The organism is Chryseobacterium sp. SSA4.19 (assembly GCF_022601875.1).
Classification (GTDB): domain Bacteria; phylum Bacteroidota; class Bacteroidia; order Flavobacteriales; family Weeksellaceae; genus Chryseobacterium.
On record NZ_JAKVIP010000036.1, the window covers coordinates 1 to 24,690 of the forward strand.

Genomic DNA, 24,690 nt, shown 5'->3' on the forward strand with positions numbered 1-24,690 from the left:
TTTGGAATGAACCATATCGGAGGAATGAAAAGTATGCTGGGAGCCTACCAGAACTATAAGTACAACGGAAAGGAGCTGCAGGAAACAGGAATGTATGATTACGGCGCAAGGTTCTATATGCCCGATATAGGAAGATGGGGCGTGGTGGATCCTCTTGCGGAGAAAATGACCAGACATAGTCCGTATAATTATGCTTGGGATAATCCAATTATGTTTGTCGATTATGATGGTATGTTTGCTACACCACCAGATGACTATATTGATGCTTCAACAGGTAAATATTTGGGAAGTGATGGAGCTACAACTAAAAACGTTCGAGTAATATATAAAAGTGACTGGAATAATATAACATCTGATAATGGAGGGTCTTTGTCGGCTACTGCAACAACAGCTTTGCAGGCAAACAGTTCAATAGTTTCAGTAAATAATACTCAAATAAATTCTGATATTAACAATGCTAACAATGAAACCATTGCTGATCAAACTAAAGAAAGACAGGTGTATGTGGGTATAAGTGTCACAAGAGGAGATGTTCCAACTGCTGAAGTAACTTCGACAAGAGGACCGGATGGGATTGATGGAAAAACAACAATTACTATGGAAAACACACCAGATGCATTGGGAAATATAGTAAAAACAACTTTTGATGGTACTAAATTACTTCCTACCGCTCAAGTTCACACTCATAATACTTCTCAAGATCCAAAACTAACTAACATCCCAGGAACGTCTTCAGATTATGACAAACCAACATCTCAAAGTCTTAATATTCCTATATATGCGGTAGATTCTTATACTGGTGTTCAAACAAATGGTAATGTAATACATAGAGTTACACCTAATGGAATCCAAACCAATAACGTTGGTACTACTAAAACTAATAATATAGGTCAAGAATCATTAAATCAATTTATTAATAAACAAAAAACTCCGTAATGAAAAAAAACATATTAATTCTATTGTTGAATTTTTGTTTGTTTAGTTGTTATTCACAAAAAAAAACTTCAGATATAATTTATTTTCTGCCTAGCTCTGTTACTGAAATCCTTATTAAAGAGCTTCAAAAAAGAGGTATAGAAAATAAAGTTTATGTAGTTTTAGACAAAGAAAATAAAGATACTTATATTTTATATTTGAATAATTTTTCTATCTCATCAGAAAATTTTTGGGTAGAGAATAGTAATAGGTCTGTTTTTATAGAAAAAAAATTAATTCCTCTTTATTTTTATGCAGATGAATACCTCTCATTTGCAGAAAAAGGAGAGAATGTATTAAAGAAATTAGGAACTGAAGAGAATATTAAAAGGGTTATTAATATTAGAGAAAATACATTTTCTATAAAATTCAAACTTAATGGAGAAATCATAAAGTAAAACACCCAGACGGTAGTGGTGTTACTGATATTAAAATAAGCAGAACTATAAATACAACGGAAAAGAGTTGCAAGAGACTGGAATGTATGATTATGGTGCTAGATTTTATATGCCGGATATCGGAAGATGGGGCGTTGTAGATCCGTTGGCGGAAATGTATAGAAGATATTCACCATATAATTACACTGTAAATAATCCTATTAATTTTACAGACCCGGATGGAAGATGGGTAAGAGGAGCTGGACTTTGGAATAATTTAACCAAATCGGATGCTAGAATTCATGCAGAGCAGTGGGCAGATCAATTAGGTTCCGGGTATTATAATGTAACTGTCAATAAAGGAAATAATGGAACTTGGAATGTTACCTCTCATACACTTATATCCAGTGTTAAAGATACTTTTAATTCCGAAGGACTAACTAATACATTTTATATACCTTATTCTCAGGGAGGAGGCTTAGGTACTGCTCCATCATCTGGCGATCCTTGGGGCGCTACAATTAGTTCCATTCCTGATTCGAGAGGAAAAACAGAACTCCAAATGCAAGTCTCTGAAAATCCTTTGGTGCAAAGTGCAGTACTTGATTATGCAACAGGAGGTTTTGGTAGTAAAATAATTGGAAAATTATTTCCAGCTACTAAAACACCAATAGATAAGAATTCAATAATAGAAGGTTTTGAAGTATCTAATCATGCTTGGAGAAAAAGTGGATTAGGAAGAGGTGCTACTGAAGAAATGGTTAGTAATACTATAGTTGGTGCTAAAAAAGCAGGAACGGTTATAACTGAATCAGGAACAGGAAAATTTTCTGAAAATATTATTAAAATTTATAATCACAATGGGGTTAAAGTAGCTGTTGATGAAACACGAAATATTATAATGAGTATCAGACCTGATAAAGGGTTTAAATTACCTTAATATTAAAATTATGATTTACGAATACGATAAAGAAGTTGATGGCTTATATATATGGTTTGTGGAAAACCTTGAGGAAGAATTAAGAAATTACGAAAAAGAATTGTGGCCAGAAGAGTTGAAAAATGAAATAGGTTTATTATTTGATAAAAACGGAAGGCTTCTTGGGATGGAAATTATGCCTGCTTCTAAATATTTTGAACAAGCAAAAATAAATAAATTTCCCACTCGCGCTGACTTGTAACCCCCGTTGGTGCGAGCGTCTCGCTCGTTCCTTTGAATAAGAAAAAATCTCGAAAATTAGCGAGGTTTTTTGTTTTACAAAAACAGGAGCATTTTTTAGCAAAAAATTCTTTAAATTTTTTATTGGCAAGGATTTTTCACGAGTCGAAAAATTAACCCCGCTGGTGCGAGCGTCTCGCTCGTTCCTTTGAAGATAAGAAAAGACCTCGCAATTTGCGAGGTCTTTTGTTTTATAAAGCAACAGCATATTTAGCAAAATATTCTTTAAATTTTTTATTGCTAAGGATTTTTCATGAGTCGAAAAATTACCCGAACGGAAATATCAATACCTTAAAAAGGTCTGCTCCCCAGGTATTTTCTCCTACGGAAACTTTGATTGATGACCTGGAGTATAAATACAGAGGCAACCGGCTGGATAAAGTTATAGAGAACATGCCCAACAGTAAAGGTTACGAAGGCGGGAACAATCCGATAGACTATGATCTGAATGGAAACATGATTAATATGAAGGATAAAGGAATGCAGGACATCACGTATAACCATTTAAATCTTCCGGATGTTTTTGGCATTTCACAGGTTAATCCATTGTCAGGAAATCCTGTGAACTTCGGTTAAGTTATTTATACCACGCTGATGGTACTAAAGTCCGCAAAACAAACAGCAGCGGTGGAGGAAGAGGCCAGGCTACCTCATATAAATACACAGATTATTTAGATGGTTTCCAGTACAGTTTCTCAGAGACGGTTCAGCCCTGTGCCTGGTGCAGGACCAGCGTGGCCTATGAGCAGGAGGCCTTCAAAGATCCTGTTATTGTTCCGACTCCCGTAGCCCTGGGCTGGCAGCTGGATTTTGTTCCTACGGCAGAAGGGTTTTACAGTTTCACCGAAAACCGCTATATTTACCAGTACAGGGACCATCTTGGAAATGCAAGGGTAAGCTATGGTAAAAACAGCCACGGTGCTCTTGAAATCACGGATACGAATAACTATTATGCTTTTGGAATGAACCATATCGGAGGAATGAAAAGTATGCTGGGAGCCTACCAGAACTATAAGTACAACGGAAAGGAACTTCAGGAGACGGGAATGTATGATTATGGAGCAAGGATGTATATGCCGGATTTGGGAAGATGGGGTGTAATTGACGAACTTGCTGAAACTTCGAGACGCTGGTCGCCCTACACCTATGCCTATAATAATCCTATAAGATTTATCGACCCTGATGGGAGAAAGAATGAAGATTGGGTAAGACTACAGTCAGGTCAGACCATCTATGACAGCAGGGTAACTAACCAGTCCGAAGCAGAAACGGCTTATGGTAGCGGAGCAGAATACAGACCTGTTGGTTTTACTTATACTGCAACAACAGATGGAAGTACTTATCAACTGGGTGACCACGGATTTTACTTAAAAAATGGCTCTGAAGTTGGTCTGTCAGAAGACTATGCACAATATGCAACGGATAAATCTGGTGCTATATTGGCTGATGGATTGGTGTTGGCTGGAAGAATAGAAGTTGGCGGTGGTGGTCCTGAAAATCCAGTGGCAGATGTTGGAGCAGCTGGGGCATTAGGTATTTTTGCTACAGCGGCATTAATTACTAAATTGAAGTACGAAATGTCGAAGATTGATGACAAGCCGGAAGGACCAAGCGGACATCAATATTCTTTGAGAGCCACAGTTGATGGAGAATATCCTGTTTATTCATCTGGTTTTTCTGCTCCAACAGGAAGCACTCATTTAAGTGCTGGTGCTGTTTGGAAGTATGGGGAGACTACCTCTAATGATAGGTATTCCAGAAGCGAATTGGGACAAATAGGTCCTGGAGTACAGCAATACAATGAATTCAGCGGAACACAAAGACAAATTAAAATGATGGAGAAAACGAAGATTTACAATTATTTTTTCCAAAATGGTACACTTCCTCCAGGAAACAAAATTTTTAGATAACAATGGAATTTGCAATAGTACAGTACACAGATACAAAATCATATTTGAAAAGTAATTTGGTTCAAGAATTATCAAATAATCTACAGTCGCTTTTGAAAAATAAAACTTATGGTACAGATATAGAAACTTTTCTAATAGGTTTTTTAGCGGTTAAGACAAAGCCTGGCTACGAAGATTGGTATAAAGAGAAAAAACCTAAATATGTGGATTACAAGCAGAGTAAAAACCGTATTACAGGAGAGACGATGGAGGTTGTCAAGAATTATGGCTACGACATCAAGTTTGATAATGAATTATATGATGAATTTGTAAACGGCACAGATGAAGAAAGCAAGAAGCTTTTAGCAAGAGAAATACTGAAGTCTTTTATTCATTTAGACAAACTCCCTAAAAAAGTAAAGGATTTTGATAAAGAGAAATTCAAGATGGATGTTGAGAATTTTTTTAAAGAAGAAGGAATAATCTAATTAAAATTTGAATTATGAAAATGAATAAAAATTTTAGATTTATTGCACTTTTTCTAATTGCTTTAACTGTTTACCCCTGCTGGTGCGAGCCTCTGGCTCGTATCTTTAGGAAAGCAAGAAGGCGTTCATGCTGAACAATGCCAACGGCAGCAACACGGTGACCACGGATTACCTGGACGGTTTCCAGTACAGCACGGAGAACGCCATGATATCGCAGGCGTTCCAGAGGACGGACGAGGAGATATTTGTGACCAGGCAGAATAAGGGATCACTTAGGAAACACCAGGGTAATCTTTGGAAGAAACAGCGCAGGCGCTCTTGAGATTACGGATGCGAATGATTATTATCCGTTTGGAATGAACCATCTGAAGACCGGAACTACGATGTTTGGATCAGGAACGTATAAGAATTACAAGTACAACGGCAAAGAGCTCCAGGAAACAGGGATGTACGATTACGGAGCAAGATTCTATATGCCGGATATTGGAAGATGGGGAGTGGTGGATCCGCTGGCTGAACAATACAGAAGACATTCTACTTATAATTATGCTGTGAACAATCCTATTCGTTTCATTGATCCCGATGGACGTGGAGTTGAAAGCACAGGTGTAAAATTAAATGAAAATGGAACTTATACTGTTGTAAGTGCTAAAGATGATGGGAATACTGGAATTTATTTAGCAGATGACAAAGGTAATTACGATGTAGAAACTTCAGACCATATTGCTAATTCCTTAACTCCCCGTTCTTTTATGGGAGACGATAACAAAGCGGTTGTTGGTGCGGTAATAAGTTTTGGAGATACGAGTGGTAATGATTTTCTCAATAACTTAATGGGTCCTAATGAGCCAAATATTTTTAATTATATGCCTAATGGCTTTGGTGGTAAAAAATATGACTTCAAAACTTTAGGACCAAATGGAGAATTAAATTATGTAAAAGACATGCCTAGTGATGAAGCTCAAAAATATAGATATAGGGGTGTATTATTCTCCATAGATACAGGAGATAAAGCAGATAATGTTGGTGTTGTAGCTTCAGCTAGAGATATTGGAAATTTTGCAGCGGGATATATTGCAGGAAACAATGGTTTAACTTGGGGAACGGCAAGATTAGGTTATGATACCCTTGAAAGCAAACAACAGGGCACTTTTGCTACTGAAGGACAAACTACCCAACAAGCGCAAAAAGTTGGACATACTCTCGGACATAAAAACTATAATAATAGACGTGCTGCATTTTACAAGTCTAAATCTTCAAATCCATTACGTGGACCTAAATAACATTGATTATGAGAAAAATATTTAAAATCCTTATTGTACTGGTTTGTGTTATTGCAGGCTTGTTTTTTTGGTTTGACCAAAGCCGTTCCTTTTTCAAAGCAACCAATGGGAAGTATATTACGATGTGGAAAAGATACGGAGGGACTTGCTATCTGATTCATGGTAAATATTACGGAATTACAAAACCAAATGATAATTATATTGAAACAAAAAATACAGCCAGTGTAGATTTTATATGGAATGATAAAAATTCTAAGTATGTTCTGTTTTTAGGGGGTGAAAATTGTAAAATAGTTAATAATGATCCTACAAAAGTTAAGATTATTAATTATTTAGAAGAAAAGCAAAAAAATGATAGTTTATATATTAAGAAGCAAGGACATTATAATATTTACAAAAAAGGAGTGATCCGTTTAGGTATAAATATATTAGAAGGTTACGCTTCTGATGGAATGGGTGAAACCCAGAGGTAAAAATAAAAAACCACCACTCTTTTTAGTCATGGTCGGAAGATTTTTCTTTCGAATTTTTCTTTTTAGGTATTATAGATTTTTTAATTTAATTAATTGATTATCAATTGTATATGTTCCGATGTCGCAAGTGTATAATCCGTGATTGATAACCATAAACAAATCCAACTCGTTTGATTTGGCTTTGTTTATTTTACATCTTTAGCACATTAGAAAGTGCATCTTTGAGTTTACGTTTAACTATAAAAGCGTCGAGCATTGTGTAGATGGTTTGTTTTTCTTCGGGCGAAAGACTTTTCATGAGTGCTACTTTTCCCATTAGCGATTTATCGAGGGAATTAATTTTTTTGAGCTCATGGGTAGAAGCAAAGAGTTCTGCAAGTGTTATTCCCAAAACTTTTGCGATATGTTCCAAAGTATTTACAGGAGAGTCTGTTTTCACACTCTCTTCAGATATTGCTTCGGAAAGATTCACCGGGAATATTGCAGAAGTGACTGGAACAACGGTTCAGAAAACCTCTTAAAAAGGTATAATTATGAATATAATCCTCTGAACCGGTTAAAAATGCGTTCTAAAAAGAACCGACCACCGGAACCATCCATTATTTTGATGAATACCTGACCTATGATGTGAACGGGAATATCCTGAGCCTTAAACGTACAGCTGTTCAGGTATCAGGAATTACACAAACTTTGATAGATGACCTGGAGTATCAGTATATAGGAAACCGCCTTACGAAAATTGTTGAGAATGTCCCTAACAGTACAGGTTACGAAGGCGGGAACAATCCGATAGACTATGATCTGAATGGAAACATGATCACAATGCAGGATAAAGGAATTCAGGGCATCACGTATAACCATTTAAATCTTCCGGATGTTTTTGGCATTTCACAGGTTAATCCATTGTCAGGAAATCCTGTGAACTTCGGTTTAAGTTATTTATACCGCGCTGATGGTACTAAAGTCCGCAAAACAAACAGCAGCGGTGGAGGAAGAGGCCAGGCTACCTCATATAAATACACGGATTATCTGGATGGTTTTCAGTACAGTTTCTCAGAGACGGTTCAGCCCTGTGCCTGGTGCAGGACCAGCGTGGCTTATGAGCAGGAGGCCTTCAAAGATCCCGTTATTATTCCGACTCCCGTATCCCTGGGGTGGCAGCTGGATTTTGTACCTACCGCAGAAGGGTTTTACAGTTTCACCGAAAACCGCTATATTTACCAGTACAGGGACCATCTTGGAAATGCAAGGGTGAGCTATGGTAAAAACAGCCACGGTGCTCTTGAGATCACAGATACGAATAATTATTATGCTTTTGGAATGAACCATATCGGAGGAATGAAAAGTATGCTGGGAGCCTACCAGAACTATAAGTACAACGGTAAAGAACTCCAGGAGATGGGTATGTACGACTACGGAGCAAGGTTTTATATGCCGGATATCGGGAGATGGGGCGTGGTGGATCCGCTGGCGGAGAAAATGACTCGTCATAGTCCATACAACTATGCATTTAATAATCCAATGCGTTTCGTTGATCCCGATGGAAGGGAAGCAAAAGATATATACAAAATGGATAAAAGTGGCAATCTTACATGGATGGCTGAATCTAAAACGGATGTGATTTATACTGAAAAGAATTTTGATAGTAGTGGTAATCTCAAGACTGAGAATGATGGGGGATTTGAAGTTGGAGGGAAAGGCTTTATAAAAGAGAATACTCACCAATATTCAACAACGGGGGATACATATTTGGACTTTAAGGGAGATGAAGCAAAAGGTATGGATTATTTTAATAAGGTAGGTGATTGGATGAAATCAGGAGATGTAAATGTTGAATTTGGTATACAAACAGCTGAAGTAAATGGTAAAGATAATACTGCTGTATATACATCTAATAAGGAAGCAATTACAACTCCTGTCTATGATGGAAATAATGTTAAATTGCAAGGGCATTTGCATCCTGGTACATGGAGTCCTGACCAAATTTCAGGTCCTTTAAACCCTAGTGGCTTTCGGATGTCACAGTTTCCGTTTAAGGAGAATGGTTATACTTCTAAGGTTTTAAGTAAAAAAAATAGTGGAGATAGAGTTTCTGCAGAAACTATGCCTAATGCAGTTAACTTTATTTATGTGCCAGCACACAATACAACTATTATATATAATAGCACACAAATAATTAAAGCTTATGAAGGAAAATTTAAAAAAGATTAAACTAGTTATCTTATTATATATTCTTTTATTGAATTTTGGATGTTCTGCTCAGACTCACCAAAAGAAGGAATTTTATAATTATGTAGAAAAAATAATTGCTGAAAAAGAGTTCGCTTTTTTTGAAATAAGCTTAATTAAAAAGTGTAACAATCAATACCTATTCGGTCTTGCAAAAATGAATTACAATGATAATCTCTCTAACAGAATTAAGACTTATCATTATAAAGGTTCTTTAATAATCTATGATTTGGGTGAAGAAAAAGATAAGCAAATTATTAACTTTTTCGATTCTTTTTTCGAAGAGACAAATCAAGATATCTCTAATCTACAGAAAGGTAGACAATCAACAATTGATGAAAGAATACTCTACTTCGTAGATAAAAAATTCATTCCAGATTTTAATAAAGCTCATATTTTTATGGAGAGCGACTGTAGTAAAAGCGAATAAGGGATTTTTCTCCCCCTCGCTCTCGCACGATTTTATCGTGTGGCAGATAAATAAAAAAGAATCCGTCTCACAACTAAAAATTGAGACGGATTTATTTGAATATCTTTTTAGTTCATTATTAAAAAAGACACTGTAATCTTCCCTGTCTTAGGCACACTCAAAAGTAGAGAAATTTGTTTTTTTGAATCTAAATACAATTGACAGACATTCACAAACAACCCTGTTTGAAATAAAATGCAAAGTACATCGGGTCAAGACATTCCTTTCTTCCACCTATCTTCCGCTAAGTTTAAAACATACTTTAGGCTGCCTGAACAGATATTCATTCGCCAATTTCACACTATCGTCGGCCGGTTTAATGAATTTCCCGGTCTGTGGACTGTAATCTTGTCCGAAGTGGGCATTTTCATTTTTGAGATAGATCCGGATATCGGAAAATTTCTCGCCGGTGATGTACAGACGCATGGTATCATTGATAGCGGTTATGTAATGGAAATCAGTATTTCCGTTCAACTCCACCACGAGATGCGGCCAGTTTTTAATGGCTTGGGACTGAAGAAGGATTCCGTAATAAGGTTTCGTATAATCGAATATTGGATGAAGCTTTTTATTCTTTAAAATATAGTCTTCAAAATCCCGGATGCCGAGTTTTGGTCCGGCACTGAAAATCCCGTACAGGAAAGCCAGAATCCAGGAATTGTCAATTTTAAAGTATTTAATGCTTTCTTCGGTGCTTAAATCCGCATGCGGAAGGAGATAATACACGGGAAAATTTCTGAACCTCATCATTTCTGCAACATAGTCTGCCAGCAAGTCCGGCAGAACAGGAGGCTGTGTTGCCAGATTCGGAAGATGGCTGTAGCGGTTCTGTTCCTGCACCAGGTGGTATACTTCCAGTTCGCTTTTCCATTTTTTCAGCTCCTGGAGGACTTTGTGGTCATTCATGATCATCAGCCGTCCCAGCTGCCAGGCTGCCGGGTAGGTCATATCATACATCTTCGTATCGTCATTAAAAAGGTTCAGATAATCCTGATGATCGGGAATATCTTTCCATCCTTTACCGTTCAGCATCTCACGGAGATCGAAGGAGTAGTTCCAGCTGGTAAAAGGGCCCTGGTACCAGGACACGATTTTGCCGCCGGCTTTCAGCTGGTGCTCGAGCGGTACCTTGGCGACATCCACCAACTTATTGACGGCCTTGTTATCAAGGTTTATTTTTGTTTTAAAAGGTTGAAGATTTAAATCGTAGAGATACCCTTTTAAGTTTTTACCATTATATCTTAAATATTCGAGGATAAAATTATTTCCTTCCTGAAAATGCGCTTCTTCCGTAAGCTCAAAATCATGAGCAGACCTTAGTTCCGGCAATTTATCCCATCTTTGTTCACGTGCTTTCAGATAGGTCTCATTGCTGGAGATCAGCTTAAGAAGTTCAGGATTTACCTTTGTCTTCAATTCTTCCAGGTTTAAAACCTCCGAGTCTTCCAGGTCATTTTGAAACCTGCTGAAATCCGGATGATTTTTCAGCCTGCCGGTATCGATCTGGTATAAACCGGCACTGATGCTTTCGAAAGACCATTCGGACAAAACCACACAGGTATTGGTACCCGGATATTCGTTCCTCCCGCCGGAATTATTAAGCTGGTACTGACCTTTTTCTTTAATAATAACCTTCGCAGAATAATAGCAAAGCAAAGCCCTGTATTTTGTTTCAGGTTCCACCATCCGGTGAGCGATCACGATGCTTGTTTCTTTGGAAAGATTCAGGTCTTTCAGTTCGTGATGTTCCTGAACCCGGACGTGAGCCAATTGTGACAAAAGCTCTGCCGGAGGCAAAATTCCATGGTTGTATTTCAGCGAATGGAGGATTTTCAACGGCTTAGGTTCATTGGCATCTTCCAACGAATCTCTTAATTGATTCGTATTGGTCTCCACAATTTCAAATGCTCCGGACGCCAATTCATCTTCCCTGAGCAAAGCCAGGAAAATATAGGGCGCCCGCTCCCCTTGTACCCGGCAGTCGAACTCCCAGGGCAAAGTGCTCCTTCTGAACTGTATATGCGGAAAAGTACCGGCAAAGTCACCCGTATGTTCCGCCGGCGGATAGACGGCCAGTATTTCATTTTGAGGAATCGTATGTGTATAACCGGACACATAAAAAACGGTCTCCTGATCCGGCACAGGGGAAAGGTTGTTTTGCAGCCCCGTTTTCATCTCGTATTTTCCCGCGGCAACGGTGGGGATATGCAACGGAGCAATGCCTATTTCTTGATGTACCATTTTTTTTAAGCGATTTGATAGGTTCCCAGGGATTTTTTCTTGTATTTGTACACTTCAGTATCATTTTTCAGGTCGGAATAGTCTATTTCATCTTCATCCAGGATTTCTAAAATCCCCATGATGCTGTCGTTCAGTTTTACCGGGTTGTTCTTTTGTTTTATCTCAGCAGCGGTAAAACCATCCTCGTAATTTTTAACGCAGGTGTCATATAAAGAAACCGTTACCGGATTTATTTCAGTTTCTATTTTTGAAAATTCCAGCCGGATGCCTTTACAGATATCTTTCAGGAGTTTAGGGTCCGATAATGCACTTTGGTTATCCGGAGGCGTATTCGTACGATTCCAGATTGATCTGGGAACCGATTTTAAAATGGGAGAACCTGTAAACGAGGAAAAATGGTTCCCGGCACCGTTCAACGATAAATGAAGCTTATTTTCCAGCAGACCCGATGCGGTATACACCGGATAAATATTTTGAGGATTAAATTCCCCGGTACTCAACCGATCTGCTTCGATTCCGGTGATCGGAATCTCCGAATAGATTTCTAAGGCAAAAGTTTTCGGATTAACGATTACCGACTCGGTTCCATCGGTATTCTTTATTTTTTTGATGATTCCGGAGGTGATATTACAGGTAAGTATCCTGGCCACATCGGGTAAAAAAGCCGAGATGAATTCTTCCTTCGTTAATGTTTTATCGACAGGCTTGTGATGGTTCCCGAATTTTAGCTCCAATTCGTAACCGGCCACTTTAAAAGTCGCCAGACCTCTGAAATCAGGACCTTCCAGCTGCAGTTTAGCGGTAAGGCTGAAAGACTGGTTGATGCTGAACAGCCATACATCCACGACTATTTTGGCATAAATCTGTACGTGTACCTCGGCTTTATAACAGAAAGGCTTCCATGAGATGATAAAATCGGCACTGAAAAGAACACCGATTTCGGCATAAACGATACGGCCGTCCAGTACCAGGCTCAAACCGCCCGCCACACCAGCCATGATACAGCTTGGCGTTAAGGCAAAATAAGCTTTCCCATAAAACTTAACAGAACCTAAGCTAAAGTTATATCCTAACCGCGGAGTGTTTTCCGGGTAATGTCCGGGCACTTTGAAGTCGGGGTGATAGCCGCCGAGGGTAAAGACAAAATCGCCGGCAGCATCTCCCTTCAGCCACATTCCTAACGCAAAACCGCCCGTTAATTTCAGCTGGGGCAACAATACGTAGGTGTTGTCCGTCAGCCGGCCTCTTGCCAGAAAGGTTCCTTCATCCAGATCGGCGCGCATGGAAAAGGCAAACTCAAAGTTGTAGACCCCTTCCATCTTCATCGTCGACAGGCCCAGGAGATTTATTGAGGTTTTATTTCCAAAAGCAATAGCCAGTATGCCGGTGGTAAAAATCATTTTATAGGAATCGAATTTAATTCCTGCCACGATCACATACGTATTCTCACTGGCCGGGAGGTAACGATTTAAATCATTAAAGATCTTTTTAATGGAATCGCCCGGCTTTAAGCCACCCTGATGAACGATTTTAACCAGCGGAAACTCCGGGATTTCGGTGATGCCGGGCATGACAAAATTCCGGTTCAGGCCAAATCCCAATGCAAATCCGTGGATATAAAATGCAGGATCCACAGGAATCGGAATCCCTAAATACCCGAAGGCAAAAAGGGAAGAATATGTGGGGGTTTTAATATAAGAGCCGATGGCTAAAATTTCAATTTTCCCGAGCCTGAAAGTGAGCAAACCGTTGTATTCTTCATTTCCGTTGTTTGTTTCCCTTAAGAATGCTCCGGCTATCGAGAATCCCGGCGTATCGTACATGATCGCCAGTCCTTTTAGGGTAAACTGAATTTCTTTCCATAATTTTTCAACGCTGAAATTCTGAAAGACCGTAAACGGCACCTGAATGCCCAAACCGACAAGCTGTAATCCGAAGGGTCCTACATTAAAATCTGCCGATATGGCAATACTGATTATATTTTTTTCAATGGATGGTTTTACCTCATTGATTTTGACCAATGCCTTTTTCCCAGCCTTTTCATTCTGAATATTCCCGCCTGTCTTCTGATTTTCTTTTTTTCCTGAATCCGGAGCAGGTACCGGTAGATCCGAAACTTTTATGCCCTTCAAATCAAAACCGGGAAAGGTGATTTTCTGTTCCCCGTTTCCATCACGGAGTATCATTCCTGCATTAAATCCTGCTGAAAGAGAGAGTTTTTCTTTGTTAAGCCAGATCTTTTGATCGACAAAGTTTTTCTTTGAAGCATTAACTAATTTGATTTTTTCGTTAGCTGAAGGCTTTTCCTTTTCCGACAGGTACACCAGCTCTATCGCGGCAATGGAATAATCCTTAAGATATTCTCCCACCAAAGGCATTTTCTCAAAGCTGATCCGTTCGGCGATGGCTACCGAAAACAGTTTGAATTCATCAGAAAAAATACCTTTCAGCTTAAGTTTTGAATACCGTGCTCCCAGCTGAACAGCAGTCAGGCTTTCTTTATCATCAGAGACTTTATAAATACCGAAATTCAGCTCATCCGGGATAAATGGAATGATGAGATCTTTAACGTCACCTTCATCTTCCAGAAGTTTAGAAATATTCTTCGGAACATCGGGCAGACGGCCGACAAGCCATGTTACGGAAATATCATCCTCTAGCCTGGTGACATTCCCGGTAATCTTAAGGTCAACTTCTTTTATCGTGACGTCGAGCTCGAGCTGGATATTGGTTTTTGGCATCTGTTGATTTTTTAAACTCGTTAACAGGTAAGGAAAAAAAGCTTCTTATCGGTGATTGAAATACACCATGCTATACTATTTAACCTTAATGATATACACCATTTTTACACTCGGAGGAAGAATTTCAATGGGTGTCGGGGTTGGGTAGCCGATCCTGGTATAGGAATCCCGGATCATCCCTTTAAAATCTTCGTAGTAAGAAGAACCCGTACTTCCGGAAACAGCTGAAGTAAGATAGGTAATGCTTTCATCAGATCCTCCTCTGCCGGCCTTCCATTTATATAAATTAAAATAAACCTGCAAATGATCTTCCTTAATATTTTCATTTTTTATGATAATCTTATCGGTCCCGAATGCTGTAAAGTCATTTTTATCGTTACCCATAATATATTTTTTAATTAAATTAGGCGTATTGCTTCCGATAATATCACGCGCTTCAGGATACTTTTCCGGAATACTTTTTCCATCACAAGCCAGCCATCCTTCAGGAATAGTTTTCCCGGCAAAAGCGACCACTGTGCCTACCGGTAAAGAAACCTGCTCGTTTTTAACAAACAGATTGTTTTTGATCTCCGTTTTTTCGGCACTCATTTTCATGATTTCATTCGAGTCCTTTACGATCGTCAATTCACTGCCCAGGATTTCGATTTGGTTTTTAAGCCTGATCATATCGGCCGTTAATGCATTGATCACAGCATTTTGTGAATCTAAAGTATTGATGGCGGCATTTCCGGCAGTAAGCTTTTCGATTTTCCCCTCGTTCGCCTCGAATTCATGTATGTGTAGTGTTTCTGACATATTTTTAATGCTTAAAGTGAATAGAAAATTTTCCCTGTTTTTAGAAAGAACCTGACTTTTCCGTCCCGGTAACCAGAAATATGCCTGTATTCCAGGTAGAAAGGATAAGCGCCGGATGGATTGGCTGGGGTCGGCTGCCTGGCCTTTAATCCGGAAATCTCAAAAACGACAGATTCTCTTTTCGCAAGCACATATTCATCCTGGAAACATAAGAAATCATTATCGGCTGACTTAGGTCTGGTGGCAATATCCCGGAAAGACTGAAATTCTTTAAGCGTCATATCAGAAGCCTGCTGTACATCGTTTTCCAGGATCGTCCGGAAATTACCGCTGATCCTGAAACCGCTGCTGTCTGAAAATTTCAGGTCTTCATCAGTCGTATTGTTTATTAAAATCCTGATCGTCTGTGTTTCACTGCCCGCACCGTTGTACAGGGTATCATTTCCCAGGATAAAAACATCGAACGGACTTTGTTTTGCGCCCTGCAGATCCACTAATTCAAACACTCTGTCGATGATAAGAGGCTGGGATTGGGTATAGGTTTTAGAAAAATCGTCTTTTGTAAGGGTCACATTATAAATTTCGAGCTGAACCAGCACCCTTTCCTGATTGAGGCCATTGATAATGGACAACCCTTCCAGTACGGCCGTTAAATTGTTACCTGCCTGCTGATTTTTTACATCAAATGAAATAGAAAATTCTTCGGAATCTGTGGTCTCGCTGCTTTCCGCACCCTTATATTTAAAAAATCCTTTTTTTGCTTTAAGTTTAGCCACGCATTGATCCGACTGTTCCAACATCATATCGCCGGGGGAAAATTCGAAAGACAAAGGCTGCTGCACATTTTCAATGACTAATTTATCATATTCCGCACTGTTGGTAAGCTTAAAGGTCACCGTGTCGATTAAAGTAGATTTCGACAAAAGGGTAAGACGCTGCGCTATGGTTTTGTTGATGATATTTTCCACTTCATCTTTTGCTACCTCTCCATAAATCGACAGATCGGCAATCCGGAGCTGATCGCCTTCGTTATTTCCCCCGATGTTTATATTCAGATCTTCAGTTGAATTATCCACTGAGATCAGGGCTTTTCTGTACAGTAAAAAATTTTCATCGGTCATATAAAGATCCAGGCCGCCGGCATCATTAAAGTACAGAGAGCCGTTGAACCAGTGATTTTCCCTGATTCTAAAGTCTTCATCATTTGTTTTAATGCTGTTTTTAAAAGAGATCGCATTTCTGCTATTCGATTTGATGACGCTCAGTATTTTCTCCCCAACCGCTATGAGGCTGATCGCGCCGTTGTTATTTTTTTTGTCGTAATTAAAAAAGAAATTAATTAAAGTTCCGGCTTTGCTGACTGTTTTTTTGAAAGTCAGCTCCAGTTTACCGTTGTCTTTGAAATTGAGGTAAGAACCTTTTTCTTCATCAAAATCTACCTCCGGATTACTGTTTTCGACAATCGCCTGAACCTGACTTTTATAATTGTTGATAATTTCGTTATTCACAAGATTATCCAGCGGAAAATAATAAGATAATTTTGCCATAATGTTTAAAATTTAGTCGATTTTATGGATAGCCATCCTTCTTTTAAAACAAGTTTTGGAATAGCCCCGGAGTTCGTATTAAAATCAGTGATCTGCAGAATGGCATTTGATTTTTCGTCAACCATTTTCAGCAGCATTTTTTCATATTCGTCCGGCTGCTCTTTGAGTTTAACCTTTTCCAATTCGCCCACATTGATAAAATAGATCTGCTCATCAGGATAAAAAGCATCCTGGTGAATGATTTTTTTATTCATCAGAGACCGCTTAAACCCTTCGCTGATCAGCAGGGAAGCATTGCCGGTTCTGAAAGCATATAATTTACCAGACAATTGTTTAAGATCAATTATTTTATTGGAAGTCTTTAATGCCAACAGACTCATGACCTCTTTTTCGGAATCATCCAAAGCAGATTCATTTTTCGATTGTAATTCGTTTATTTTGCTAAAGTTGATGAAGAAGACTTCGCTGTTCAGCAGGTTGGTTTCAGATGGAATGACATAGCCTTCTTTGATAAGAAATTCTTTGAGCGCTGTATATCTTTTAGTTTTAAAATTATTAAAATCAAATGCTACTTTTTGAGATTTTACACGCTCTTCTTTAAAGATACGGCCGGTCACCGCGTCATTAATAAATCCGGATCTGATGGCATCGCGCACCGTTTCATTTTGCCTTTCAAATTCATCTTTTTTGATGAAGTACATTTTTTCACCGGGAAAAAATGCTGACAATTCATTGACCAGAAGACCGTCGCTTTCCAAATCCGTCAATAAAGCCTGTACATCGCTTTCAGTCCCCGGATTCTTATTAAAATCGATCGCGAGGTTTTGGGTAATTCGGTTTTTTAGCGGTGGGTTTTCCGTCGATAAAGGTTGTTTTTTAGTTTTCTTTCCGAGTTCGATCCATGACCACTCGTAACGGCTGTCTTTAACCAGTGACAGCTGAAGGTTTTCTTTGGGTGTTAAAACGGGAGCCGTCAGCAAAGTCAGCTCAATCCTTTTTAAAGCATTTTTGATTCGATGGTAAGGGAGCCTGATAGATTTCTCCGGCAGAATTCCGGTTTTGACATTTAAATTGCCTTTCGGATGCATCAGAACATATCTCTGGCAGGCATTTAAAGTTTCATTCAACGCCAGATGGCTTTCCTTATCCTGAGATTTATAATTGATGGAAGAGCTGATGAGTGCCTTACTTTCCAATGCATTCCATTTTTCTCTTCCGTCAATAGGGTTTTCTTTCAGGAAATCTTTCAGGGAATAAGACTGATTTTCGATCTTTTTATGGACATCATTATTAAAATAAATCTTACTTTCCAGGTATTTCAGGCCTAACCGGTCATCGGATTCTCTGTCTTCGTCTTTAAGATTATAATGCCAGTAGGCCAGTACACCGTCATTGTACTGATTCAGATCTCCGATCGACATCGGAATTTTCACTTTATCATACTTCCTCTGATTGTCGTAGGTATTAATGCTGATATTCTTCGAATAATTAATGTCATAGAGCGCCTCGCCTTTGGTGAATAAATTAATATTGACCAGGGTGATGGCTATGGGTACGGAAGATATGGTTTCCAGCAGCGAGGGATTGGCAGTGTCTTCAGGAGACGTATGCTCCATCGTTTTTTGGAGTTCCTTAATGAACAGGTCTTTTTTATCCGATTTGCAGATGCGCTCAATCATCCAGTGGATAATCCTTTTAAGATGCGAATTCTTCACTACCGATCTGTATCCTGTATTTGCCTGAGCGAGATCTGCATCAAAAGGCGAAGATTCCCATTGGCCTTCGGTATCTATGGCACCCAAATGTTTGCCGTGTGCATCAAAAAACTCGATACGCTGGTTCAGGTATACCGGGACCATCCAGCCGAGTACCGGAGATTTCTTTTTATCGGTAAGCGTACCGGTAAATCTCGTACTGAGGGCGGCGGACTGCAGATATCTGGGTGGCAGCATGACCCATTGGTCTTTGTTTTCGATTTTCTGTACGTGGGTCGTTAAAATTTTCTCAGGCTTTATCAGTTGATCCCTTCCAAATGAATCGATAATCCTGAGCCGGCCTATTTTAAAAGCTCCGTTTCTGAACGGGTTAAAAATTGATAACCTGTTGGGAGTTAAAAGATTTAAGCTGTTAAAGTATTCTCTACATAAGCTTTCAATATTGTTGGCTATTTCTTTATGATCTTCAAATCCGTTGGGAATCAGCGGTAAAACCGACAAGCCATTGCTTCGCTGCAGCATCAGATTATTGAAGTCGGAAAGCGTTAATTCAAATAAAGAAGTATCTTCCAGTTTGTGCAAAAAGCCCTTCATTTGACCGATCAGTTGTGCATTTTCTGCTTCGTCGATCCTGTTTAGATTTTTTTCCAGCTTTTCTTTTACATATTCCTGCACCGTATTGCTGACAAAAGATTGCCCGTAATAGGTATTGGGATTTGGCATGTACGACAGGTCATTTAGCCGGTATTCTTTGATTAAATCGGCATTAAGTTCATCTAAAATATAAGAGTCGCGTAAAAAATTTTCACTGAATTTTTTATCCGCTGCCAGGTAGTGGCCTTCTTTTTTTGGTAAAAACGAACTTTCCCATTCTACTTTGTACGTATGCCAGACGTTCACATTAATTTCCTGAAAATCAGAAATTTCATTCAATATGTTTTTATAGGTGTCCTTTTGCTTTGAATCAAATAAAAGATCAGGTTTTGACTCAGGCAGCTCCGACGGATTGGTAAACAGGTTAAATACCGTATTCTTTTTCGCGGAAGAAATGATGATGCTTGGCGGCAACGCACTGAAGTAATCGGTCCTGCTTTTTTTCGATAATGCAATTTTCGTTTTATACCTCTGATCCAGCAGTGTTTTAAATTCTTCCCTGTCAATGACATCACCTGCATTTTTTGCTTTCATCAGAAACCGGATGATAGCATAATCACAGTACTTAATATAGTAACCGGATATTTTCCTTTCAAACGAAACCTGGAGATTAGCAACCCTGCGTTCGTTTTTTTTAAGCTTTTCCTTTAAAATATGAATCTGGGATATCAGGAGTCTGAGATCGTCTTTAACCTTATTGATGTTTTTATCTTTGGTTAAAAATAAAGCACTCAGGTAGGTCGACCAGTGCAGGTACAGGCTTTCAATTTTAGCATGCAGCCTGAAAGTATCCAGTTCACCGTTATTCATGATCCTGTTGATGGCCTCCAGCTCTTCTTCCAGAGATTCATTATAGGAAATGCGGGTAAGTTCCGGAAAGCTGATGCCGTTCCAGATAGCGAGAATGGCTTCACCGGATAATTCCGATTGATCCAGGTTGTTTAATGTTTCCTGTATATTCCGGTACAGATTATCAACCTCTTTACTGAATTCGAAATCCAGCAGGTTAATATCAAAATCATATTCCTTGATGAAGTCCTCATCGTCGCCGTGCACAATATTGAGGATATATTTTGTAGTACCGGATGTTTTATGAAACTGCTGCTCATGCTGTTTATGTCTCAGCCTCGAAATCCAGTCCAGGTTTAAATCTTTCAGTTCATCAAAATGGATCATCGAAGCCATCTGCTCTTCCTGTTTTTGCAAATCAAGCTTGGACAGATCAGGATTATTTGCATTGATAATCAATGCGGAAAGCGTTTCCGGCAGAGTATTGGCGATGGCAATATCAAATGATTCGTCATTTTCTACTGTCGTTTCCGGTCTTAACTGGAATTTTCCGGCTACGATATATTCACCGGTAACCGCATTTCCGGGATCTTCCACCCAGCCCATTACCGTGTAAGCATCTTCTTCAACTCCCTCCTCATCATAAAAGCCGAACATGCTTCTGCAATTCGGATAGTGGATATCAAATGAAAAGCTTCCCCAGCCCAGTGCCGTGAGGTTTTTTAAATATTGGTCTCTGGTATTCGATGTATGCAACCAGTCTTCTAGCCTGTATTTCCTTCCGGTATAGATAAAGCTGAATTGATCCTGTCCTTCCTGAATATAGGTACACGTTGTATTTTTATTTAGTTTCGGATCGTTGACATTCCAGATGTAGTCACTTTCAATAATCCATTCTTTAGCGTCTCTTTGTCTTTTTATATACCAGCGGTTCGGGGCTTTAGGCAGGTTTCCCCGATCGTCAAATTTTTTGAAATAAGCGGGCAGGACAAAATGCAGATGAACACCCTCATCCAGATAAATGCCATTATCCCACGAAAAAGGTCTCGGGATAATAGAATTCGTTTCCAAAGGCACATTCGGATTTTCGAAGACATCACGCTCCGTATTCATCCACGGCACATTTTCAAAACGGATATCCTGACCAATCACCTGTTCAGGCGATTCAAGATATAAAGCATTGATCCGGAGGGGAAATATATTGGGCATATTTATTTGCTGGATTCTTCTAACTGCTTAAAGATATCATCCGTCGATCCTAAAGTCATCATTTTTTTCACGACATTGCGGTCCGTATTCCAGATGGAAAAATTAACGGAATTGATAGACATGGTACTAAATTCTGAAAAGAATTCTTTGCTGTCGATGCTGATTGAAAGAGCATAGTCCCACTTTGATTTTTTTCCATCTGCCAGAGGCTTTCCGGTTTCATCACACTCTACAATAGTTGATTTTGCCGGATCAGTGTCCGTTTTTTCTGTATAGTATGTTTTTTTATATAAATAAGCTGTCTTCAGGTAAAAATGAATTTTATTGATGTCAAAAGTTGTATCTGAACTGTTTTGTTTTAACTGATTTTCAATTTTTTGTGTAGCATCACCAGAATCACTCCCGAAAATTTTAGTAAAGTCTTCTTTTAAATCTTTATATGTTACATAATCTTCCGATGAAACTTTTGTAGGAACGAGCAGATATTCTTTAATCGTAATCTTTTTTCCGTCTGTCGCTACTTTTTCTGTACTTTGGGCAACTAATGCTAAATCTCTTTTCAAAAAAGTTAAGGAAATTCCTAATTGAAACTGGGCCATAATGTAATTGTTTTTAATTCCCTACTCATCTGGCTTTTCGGTATACGCCCCGTTTTGTGATGGTTTCTGGACTCCATGATTATTAATTTTTATACTATTCGTAATGTTGAAAGATAGTGGAAATAATATATTTAATTTTTTATTTCTTTCTGAACTTTAAATCATAATTATTAATATAAAATTCCTTTTTCCCAATAGTTATGATCAGTCCGTTTAAGAGCCAAATTTAAATGAAAATAATCTAATTTATTTCAGTATAAATACTTGTTTTCTTTTTAAAATTAAGATGCCGGCTCATTTTGAATTTGATCTTTCTACGAAGTGCTAAACTTGAAAAAACTTCTTCAATTTAATGGAGATATGGATTTTCTCTTTTTACCATTTACTTCCAAAAATTGTTTATGTTGGGACATCAATAGCAATTATTTACATTCCTGTATACTTTATAGTATTATTCATTGTAAACCCTTGATATTGAATTTTAAATTTCAGCTGATTTTATTGATACTGAAAATTAAACAGTAGCTTCATCATATCAAAAAAAAGCCGACAGCAAATTGCTGTCGGCTCCTTATTAAAAGTTTAAACTTTACTTCTTAATAAATTTAAACGTTTGGACTGCATTTTTGGTAAATACCTGGATCAGGTAAACCCCTTGAGCAAGTGAACTTACATTAATATTTCTTTCTCCGTTCGAAAGTACTTTTTCCATAGCCTTTCTTCCATCTGCAGAGAAAATTACTAATTTAACAATTTCCTCTTTTCCACTTACATTAAGAATTTCCCTCACAGGATTAGGATAAATCTGCATGTCTGAAGAAGACTTAACTGCATTACCAACACTTAAGGTAGTATTGTTTACTAAAACAGCTAAGGATGCTGTAGATTCACAACCACCGGATGTCTGTGTAGCATAATAGGTGGTGTTGTTTACCAGAACAGTATTCAATGGCAAACTACCTGTGTGGTTTGAAGCATCTGAAGCAGATGCATACCATTTGATATTCTGTCCATTTACTACTAATACACTAAGTGTATCTCCAGTGTTGAAACTTTGAACTGCAGCTCCTGTAGGCGCCCCAACCACGCTCGATTGAGTAATGGTAACATTTCTTGTCAGTGTACATCCATTGGCATCCGTAACGGTTACCGTATATGTTCCTGCGGATAATCCGGTAGCTGTTGCAGCCGTACCTCCTGATGGAGACCATGAATAGGTATAAGGAGCTGTTCCTCCTGTTACCGTTATGGTTGCACTTCCGGTAGATCCTCCGTTACACGCTACATTTACCTGAGAAACAGTTGCTGCCATTGCTGTAGGTTGCGTTACCGTTGCATTTACGGTTGCTGTACATCCGTTGGCATCAGTAATTACTACTGTATACGTTCCGGCAGCTAACCCGGTTCTGTCCTCTGTGGTCACTCCACCACCCCAGTTGAAGGTGTAAGGTGCTGTTCCACCAGCTGGTGTAAGGTTAATTGCTCCATTAGAAGCACCGTTACAAGCTACGTTGGTTACTACTGTTGTTCCGCTTACGGCACTTGCAGGCTGCGTTACCGTTGCATTTACCGTTGCTGTACATCCGTTCGCATCAGTAATTACTACCGTATATGTTCCCGCAGCTAACCCGGTTCTGTCCTCTGTGGTTACTCCGCCACCCCAGTTGAAGGTGTAAGGGGCTGTTCCACCAGCAGGTGTCAAATTAATCGATCCATTAGAAGCACCGTTGCAAGCTACATTGGTTACTACCGTTGTTCCGCTTACTGCGCTTGCAGGCTGCGTTACCGTGAATGTTCTTGTCACGGTACAGTTGTTAGCATCTTTTACCGTTACAGTATAAGTTCCCGCTGCTAAACCTGTAGCTGTTGCTGCAGTTCCGCCGCTCGGTGCCCAGCTGTACGTGTAAGGACCTGTTCCGCCGGATGCTGTTACTGTAGCAGAGCCGTTGGAGCCTCCGTTACAAGCCACATTGGTTTGTGAACCTGTAGTCAAGATAGCCGTTGGCTGGGTAATAGTGAATGTTCTGGTTAACGTACATCCATTGGCATCCGTTACCGTTACAGTATAAGTTCCCGCTGCTAAACCTGTTGCTGTTGCAGCCGTACCTCCTGATGGAGACCATGAATAGGTATAAGGAGCTGTTCCTCCGGCAATATTGATCGTTGCGATTCCTGTAGATCCGCCATTACATGCGATATTTGTCTGGGAAGTTGTTGCATTCATAGCCGTAGGCTGCGTTACCGTTGCATTTACAGTTGCTGTACATCCGTTAGCATCAGTAATAATTACCGTATATGTTCCCGCAGCTAAGCCTGTTCTGTCTTCTGTGGTTACTCCGCCACCCCAGTTGAAGGTGTAAGGGGCTGTTCCACCAGCTGGTGTAAGGTTGATTGCTCCATTAGAAGCACCGTTACAAGCTACATTGGTTACTACCGTTGTTCCGCTTACGGCACTTGCAGGCTGCGTTACCGTTGCATTAACAGTTGCTGTACATCCATTGGCATCAGTAATTACTACTGTATACGTTCCGGCTGCTAATCCAGTTCTGTCTTCTGTGGTCACTCCACCACCCCAATTGAAAGTGTAAGGTGCTGTTCCACCAGCAGGTGTAAGGTTAATTGCTCCATTAGAAGCACCGTTACAAGCTACGTTGGTTACTACTGTTGTTCCGCTTACTGCACTGGCAGGTTGCGTTACCGTTGCATTAACAGTTGCTGTACATCCGTTGGCATCAGTAATTACTACCGTATACGTTCCGGCAGCTAATCCGGTTCTGTCTTCTGTGGTCACTCCACCACCCCAGTTGAAGGTGTAAGGTGCTGTTCCGCCAGCAGGTGTAAGGTTGATTGCTCCGTTGGAAGCACCGTTACAAGCTACATTGGTTACTACTGTTGTTCCGCTTACGGCACTGGCAGGCTGCGTTACCGTTGCATTAACAGTTGCTGTACATCCGTTGGCATCAGTAATTACTACCGTATACGTTCCGGCAGCTAA

At 39.3% G+C, this 24,690-nt stretch carries 18 protein-coding genes and 1 pseudogene; 12 read left to right on the plus strand and 7 right to left on the minus strand.

Translation table 11 applies throughout. The features are described 5' to 3' along the window. From MKJ01_RS17490 to MKJ01_RS17545, 12 genes and pseudogenes are all read left to right on the plus strand, one after another. Window positions 1-936, plus strand: a 936-nt coding sequence (locus MKJ01_RS17490) for an RHS repeat-associated core domain-containing protein (protein WP_241615389.1), incomplete at its 5' end; no start/stop codon positions are given. Further along, the gene (locus MKJ01_RS17495) at window positions 936-1,373 is read left to right on the plus strand and encodes a hypothetical protein (protein WP_241615388.1); all 438 of its coding nucleotides are present in this window, start codon (window positions 936-938) and stop codon (window positions 1,371-1,373) included. The genes MKJ01_RS17490 and MKJ01_RS17495, both read left to right, overlap by 1 nt. A gap of 46 nt (window positions 1,374-1,419) precedes the next feature. Next, window positions 1,420-1,596 (plus strand): annotated as a pseudogene (locus tag MKJ01_RS17500) (RHS repeat-associated core domain-containing protein); the annotation flags it as partial. Window positions 1,597-2,302: 706 nt separating this feature from the next. Next, entirely contained in the window at window positions 2,303-2,533 is a 231-nt protein-coding gene (locus tag MKJ01_RS17505) for a DUF2283 domain-containing protein (RefSeq protein WP_160140242.1), read from the plus strand. A gap of 275 nt (window positions 2,534-2,808) precedes the next feature. Continuing rightward, window positions 2,809-3,147 carry a hypothetical protein gene (locus MKJ01_RS17510; protein ID WP_241615386.1) on the plus strand — a complete coding sequence of 113 codons (339 nt, stop codon included), beginning with the start codon at window positions 2,809-2,811 and terminating at the stop codon, window positions 3,145-3,147. 158 nt (window positions 3,148-3,305) lie between these two features. Continuing rightward, entirely contained in the window at window positions 3,306-4,481 is a 1,176-nt protein-coding gene (locus MKJ01_RS18980) for an RHS repeat-associated core domain-containing protein (RefSeq protein ID WP_241615385.1), read from the plus strand. Between the two features lie 2 nt (window positions 4,482-4,483). Further along, window positions 4,484-4,948 (plus strand): hypothetical protein, encoded by a 465-nt coding sequence (locus MKJ01_RS17520; RefSeq protein WP_241615384.1) that lies wholly within the window; start codon window positions 4,484-4,486, stop codon window positions 4,946-4,948. A gap of 383 nt (window positions 4,949-5,331) precedes the next feature. Next, the gene (locus MKJ01_RS17525; RefSeq protein WP_241615383.1) at window positions 5,332-6,231 is read left to right on the plus strand and encodes an RHS repeat-associated core domain-containing protein; all 900 of its coding nucleotides are present in this window, start codon (window positions 5,332-5,334) and stop codon (window positions 6,229-6,231) included. An 8-nt stretch (window positions 6,232-6,239) separates the two neighbouring features. Next, on the plus strand, window positions 6,240-6,704 hold the full coding sequence (locus tag MKJ01_RS17530; RefSeq protein WP_241615382.1) for a hypothetical protein: 465 nt from the start codon (window positions 6,240-6,242) through the stop codon (window positions 6,702-6,704). Window positions 6,705-7,000: 296 nt separating this feature from the next. Beyond that, a complete protein-coding gene (locus MKJ01_RS17535; protein ID WP_241615381.1) occupies window positions 7,001-7,225 on the plus strand; it encodes a hypothetical protein in 225 nt (74 codons plus the stop codon). 106 nt (window positions 7,226-7,331) lie between these two features. After that, window positions 7,332-8,915 (plus strand): RHS repeat-associated core domain-containing protein, encoded by a 1,584-nt coding sequence (locus MKJ01_RS18880; RefSeq protein WP_241615380.1) that lies wholly within the window; start codon window positions 7,332-7,334, stop codon window positions 8,913-8,915. Then, window positions 8,890-9,363, plus strand: coding sequence for a hypothetical protein (locus tag MKJ01_RS17545; protein ID WP_241615379.1), 474 nt, complete (start codon window positions 8,890-8,892; stop codon window positions 9,361-9,363). The genes MKJ01_RS18880 and MKJ01_RS17545 overlap by 26 nt, the downstream gene beginning before the upstream one ends. Before the next feature lie 273 nt (window positions 9,364-9,636). On the opposite strand, the gene MKJ01_RS17550 is transcribed toward MKJ01_RS17545, so the two are convergent. The 7 genes from MKJ01_RS17550 to MKJ01_RS17580 form a co-directional block, all read right to left on the minus strand. Continuing rightward, window positions 9,637-11,643 (minus strand): hypothetical protein, encoded by a 2,007-nt coding sequence (locus MKJ01_RS17550; RefSeq protein WP_241615378.1) that lies wholly within the window; start codon window positions 11,641-11,643, stop codon window positions 9,637-9,639. A 5-nt stretch (window positions 11,644-11,648) separates the two neighbouring features. Next, window positions 11,649-14,384, minus strand: coding sequence for a DUF6603 domain-containing protein (locus MKJ01_RS17555; protein ID WP_241615377.1), 2,736 nt, complete (start codon window positions 14,382-14,384; stop codon window positions 11,649-11,651). A 75-nt stretch (window positions 14,385-14,459) separates the two neighbouring features. Continuing rightward, complete coding sequence (locus MKJ01_RS17560; RefSeq protein WP_241615375.1) at window positions 14,460-15,182, minus strand: phage tail protein; 723 nt, start codon at window positions 15,180-15,182, stop codon at window positions 14,460-14,462. Between the two features lie 11 nt (window positions 15,183-15,193). Then, window positions 15,194-16,729, minus strand: a complete 1,536-nt coding sequence (locus tag MKJ01_RS17565; RefSeq protein WP_241615374.1) for a hypothetical protein — start codon at window positions 16,727-16,729, stop codon at window positions 15,194-15,196. A 5-nt stretch (window positions 16,730-16,734) separates the two neighbouring features. Continuing rightward, on the minus strand, window positions 16,735-21,096 hold the full coding sequence (locus MKJ01_RS17570) for a hypothetical protein (protein WP_241615372.1): 4,362 nt from the start codon (window positions 21,094-21,096) through the stop codon (window positions 16,735-16,737). 2 nt (window positions 21,097-21,098) lie between these two features. Next, entirely contained in the window at window positions 21,099-21,695 is a 597-nt protein-coding gene (locus MKJ01_RS17575; RefSeq protein WP_241615370.1) for a hypothetical protein, read from the minus strand. 589 nt (window positions 21,696-22,284) lie between these two features. Then, window positions 22,285-24,690, minus strand: a 2,406-nt coding sequence (locus tag MKJ01_RS17580) for a T9SS type A sorting domain-containing protein (RefSeq protein ID WP_241632719.1), incomplete at its 5' end; no start/stop codon positions are given.

Coding starts and splice junctions, on each gene's coding strand:
- MKJ01_RS17495 (WP_241615388.1), top strand. CDS start 936: ATGAAAAAAAACATATTAATTCTATTGTTGAATTTTTGTTTGTTTAGT.
- MKJ01_RS17505 (WP_160140242.1), top strand. CDS start 2,303: ATGATTTACGAATACGATAAAGAAGTTGATGGCTTATATATATGGTTT.
- MKJ01_RS17520 (WP_241615384.1), top strand. CDS start 4,484: ATGGAATTTGCAATAGTACAGTACACAGATACAAAATCATATTTGAAA.
- MKJ01_RS17525 (WP_241615383.1), top strand. CDS start 5,332: ATGTTTGGATCAGGAACGTATAAGAATTACAAGTACAACGGCAAAGAG.
- MKJ01_RS17530 (WP_241615382.1), top strand. CDS start 6,240: ATGAGAAAAATATTTAAAATCCTTATTGTACTGGTTTGTGTTATTGCA.
- MKJ01_RS17535 (WP_241615381.1), top strand. CDS start 7,001: ATGAGTGCTACTTTTCCCATTAGCGATTTATCGAGGGAATTAATTTTT.
- MKJ01_RS17545 (WP_241615379.1), top strand. CDS start 8,890: ATGAAGGAAAATTTAAAAAAGATTAAACTAGTTATCTTATTATATATT.
- MKJ01_RS17550 (WP_241615378.1), bottom strand. CDS start 11,643: ATGGTACATCAAGAAATAGGCATTGCTCCGTTGCATATCCCCACCGTT.
- MKJ01_RS17555 (WP_241615377.1), bottom strand. CDS start 14,384: ATGCCAAAAACCAATATCCAGCTCGAGCTCGACGTCACGATAAAAGAA.
- MKJ01_RS17560 (WP_241615375.1), bottom strand. CDS start 15,182: ATGTCAGAAACACTACACATACATGAATTCGAGGCGAACGAGGGGAAA.
- MKJ01_RS17565 (WP_241615374.1), bottom strand. CDS start 16,729: ATGGCAAAATTATCTTATTATTTTCCGCTGGATAATCTTGTGAATAAC.
- MKJ01_RS17570 (WP_241615372.1), bottom strand. CDS start 21,096: ATGCCCAATATATTTCCCCTCCGGATCAATGCTTTATATCTTGAATCG.
- MKJ01_RS17575 (WP_241615370.1), bottom strand. CDS start 21,695: ATGGCCCAGTTTCAATTAGGAATTTCCTTAACTTTTTTGAAAAGAGAT.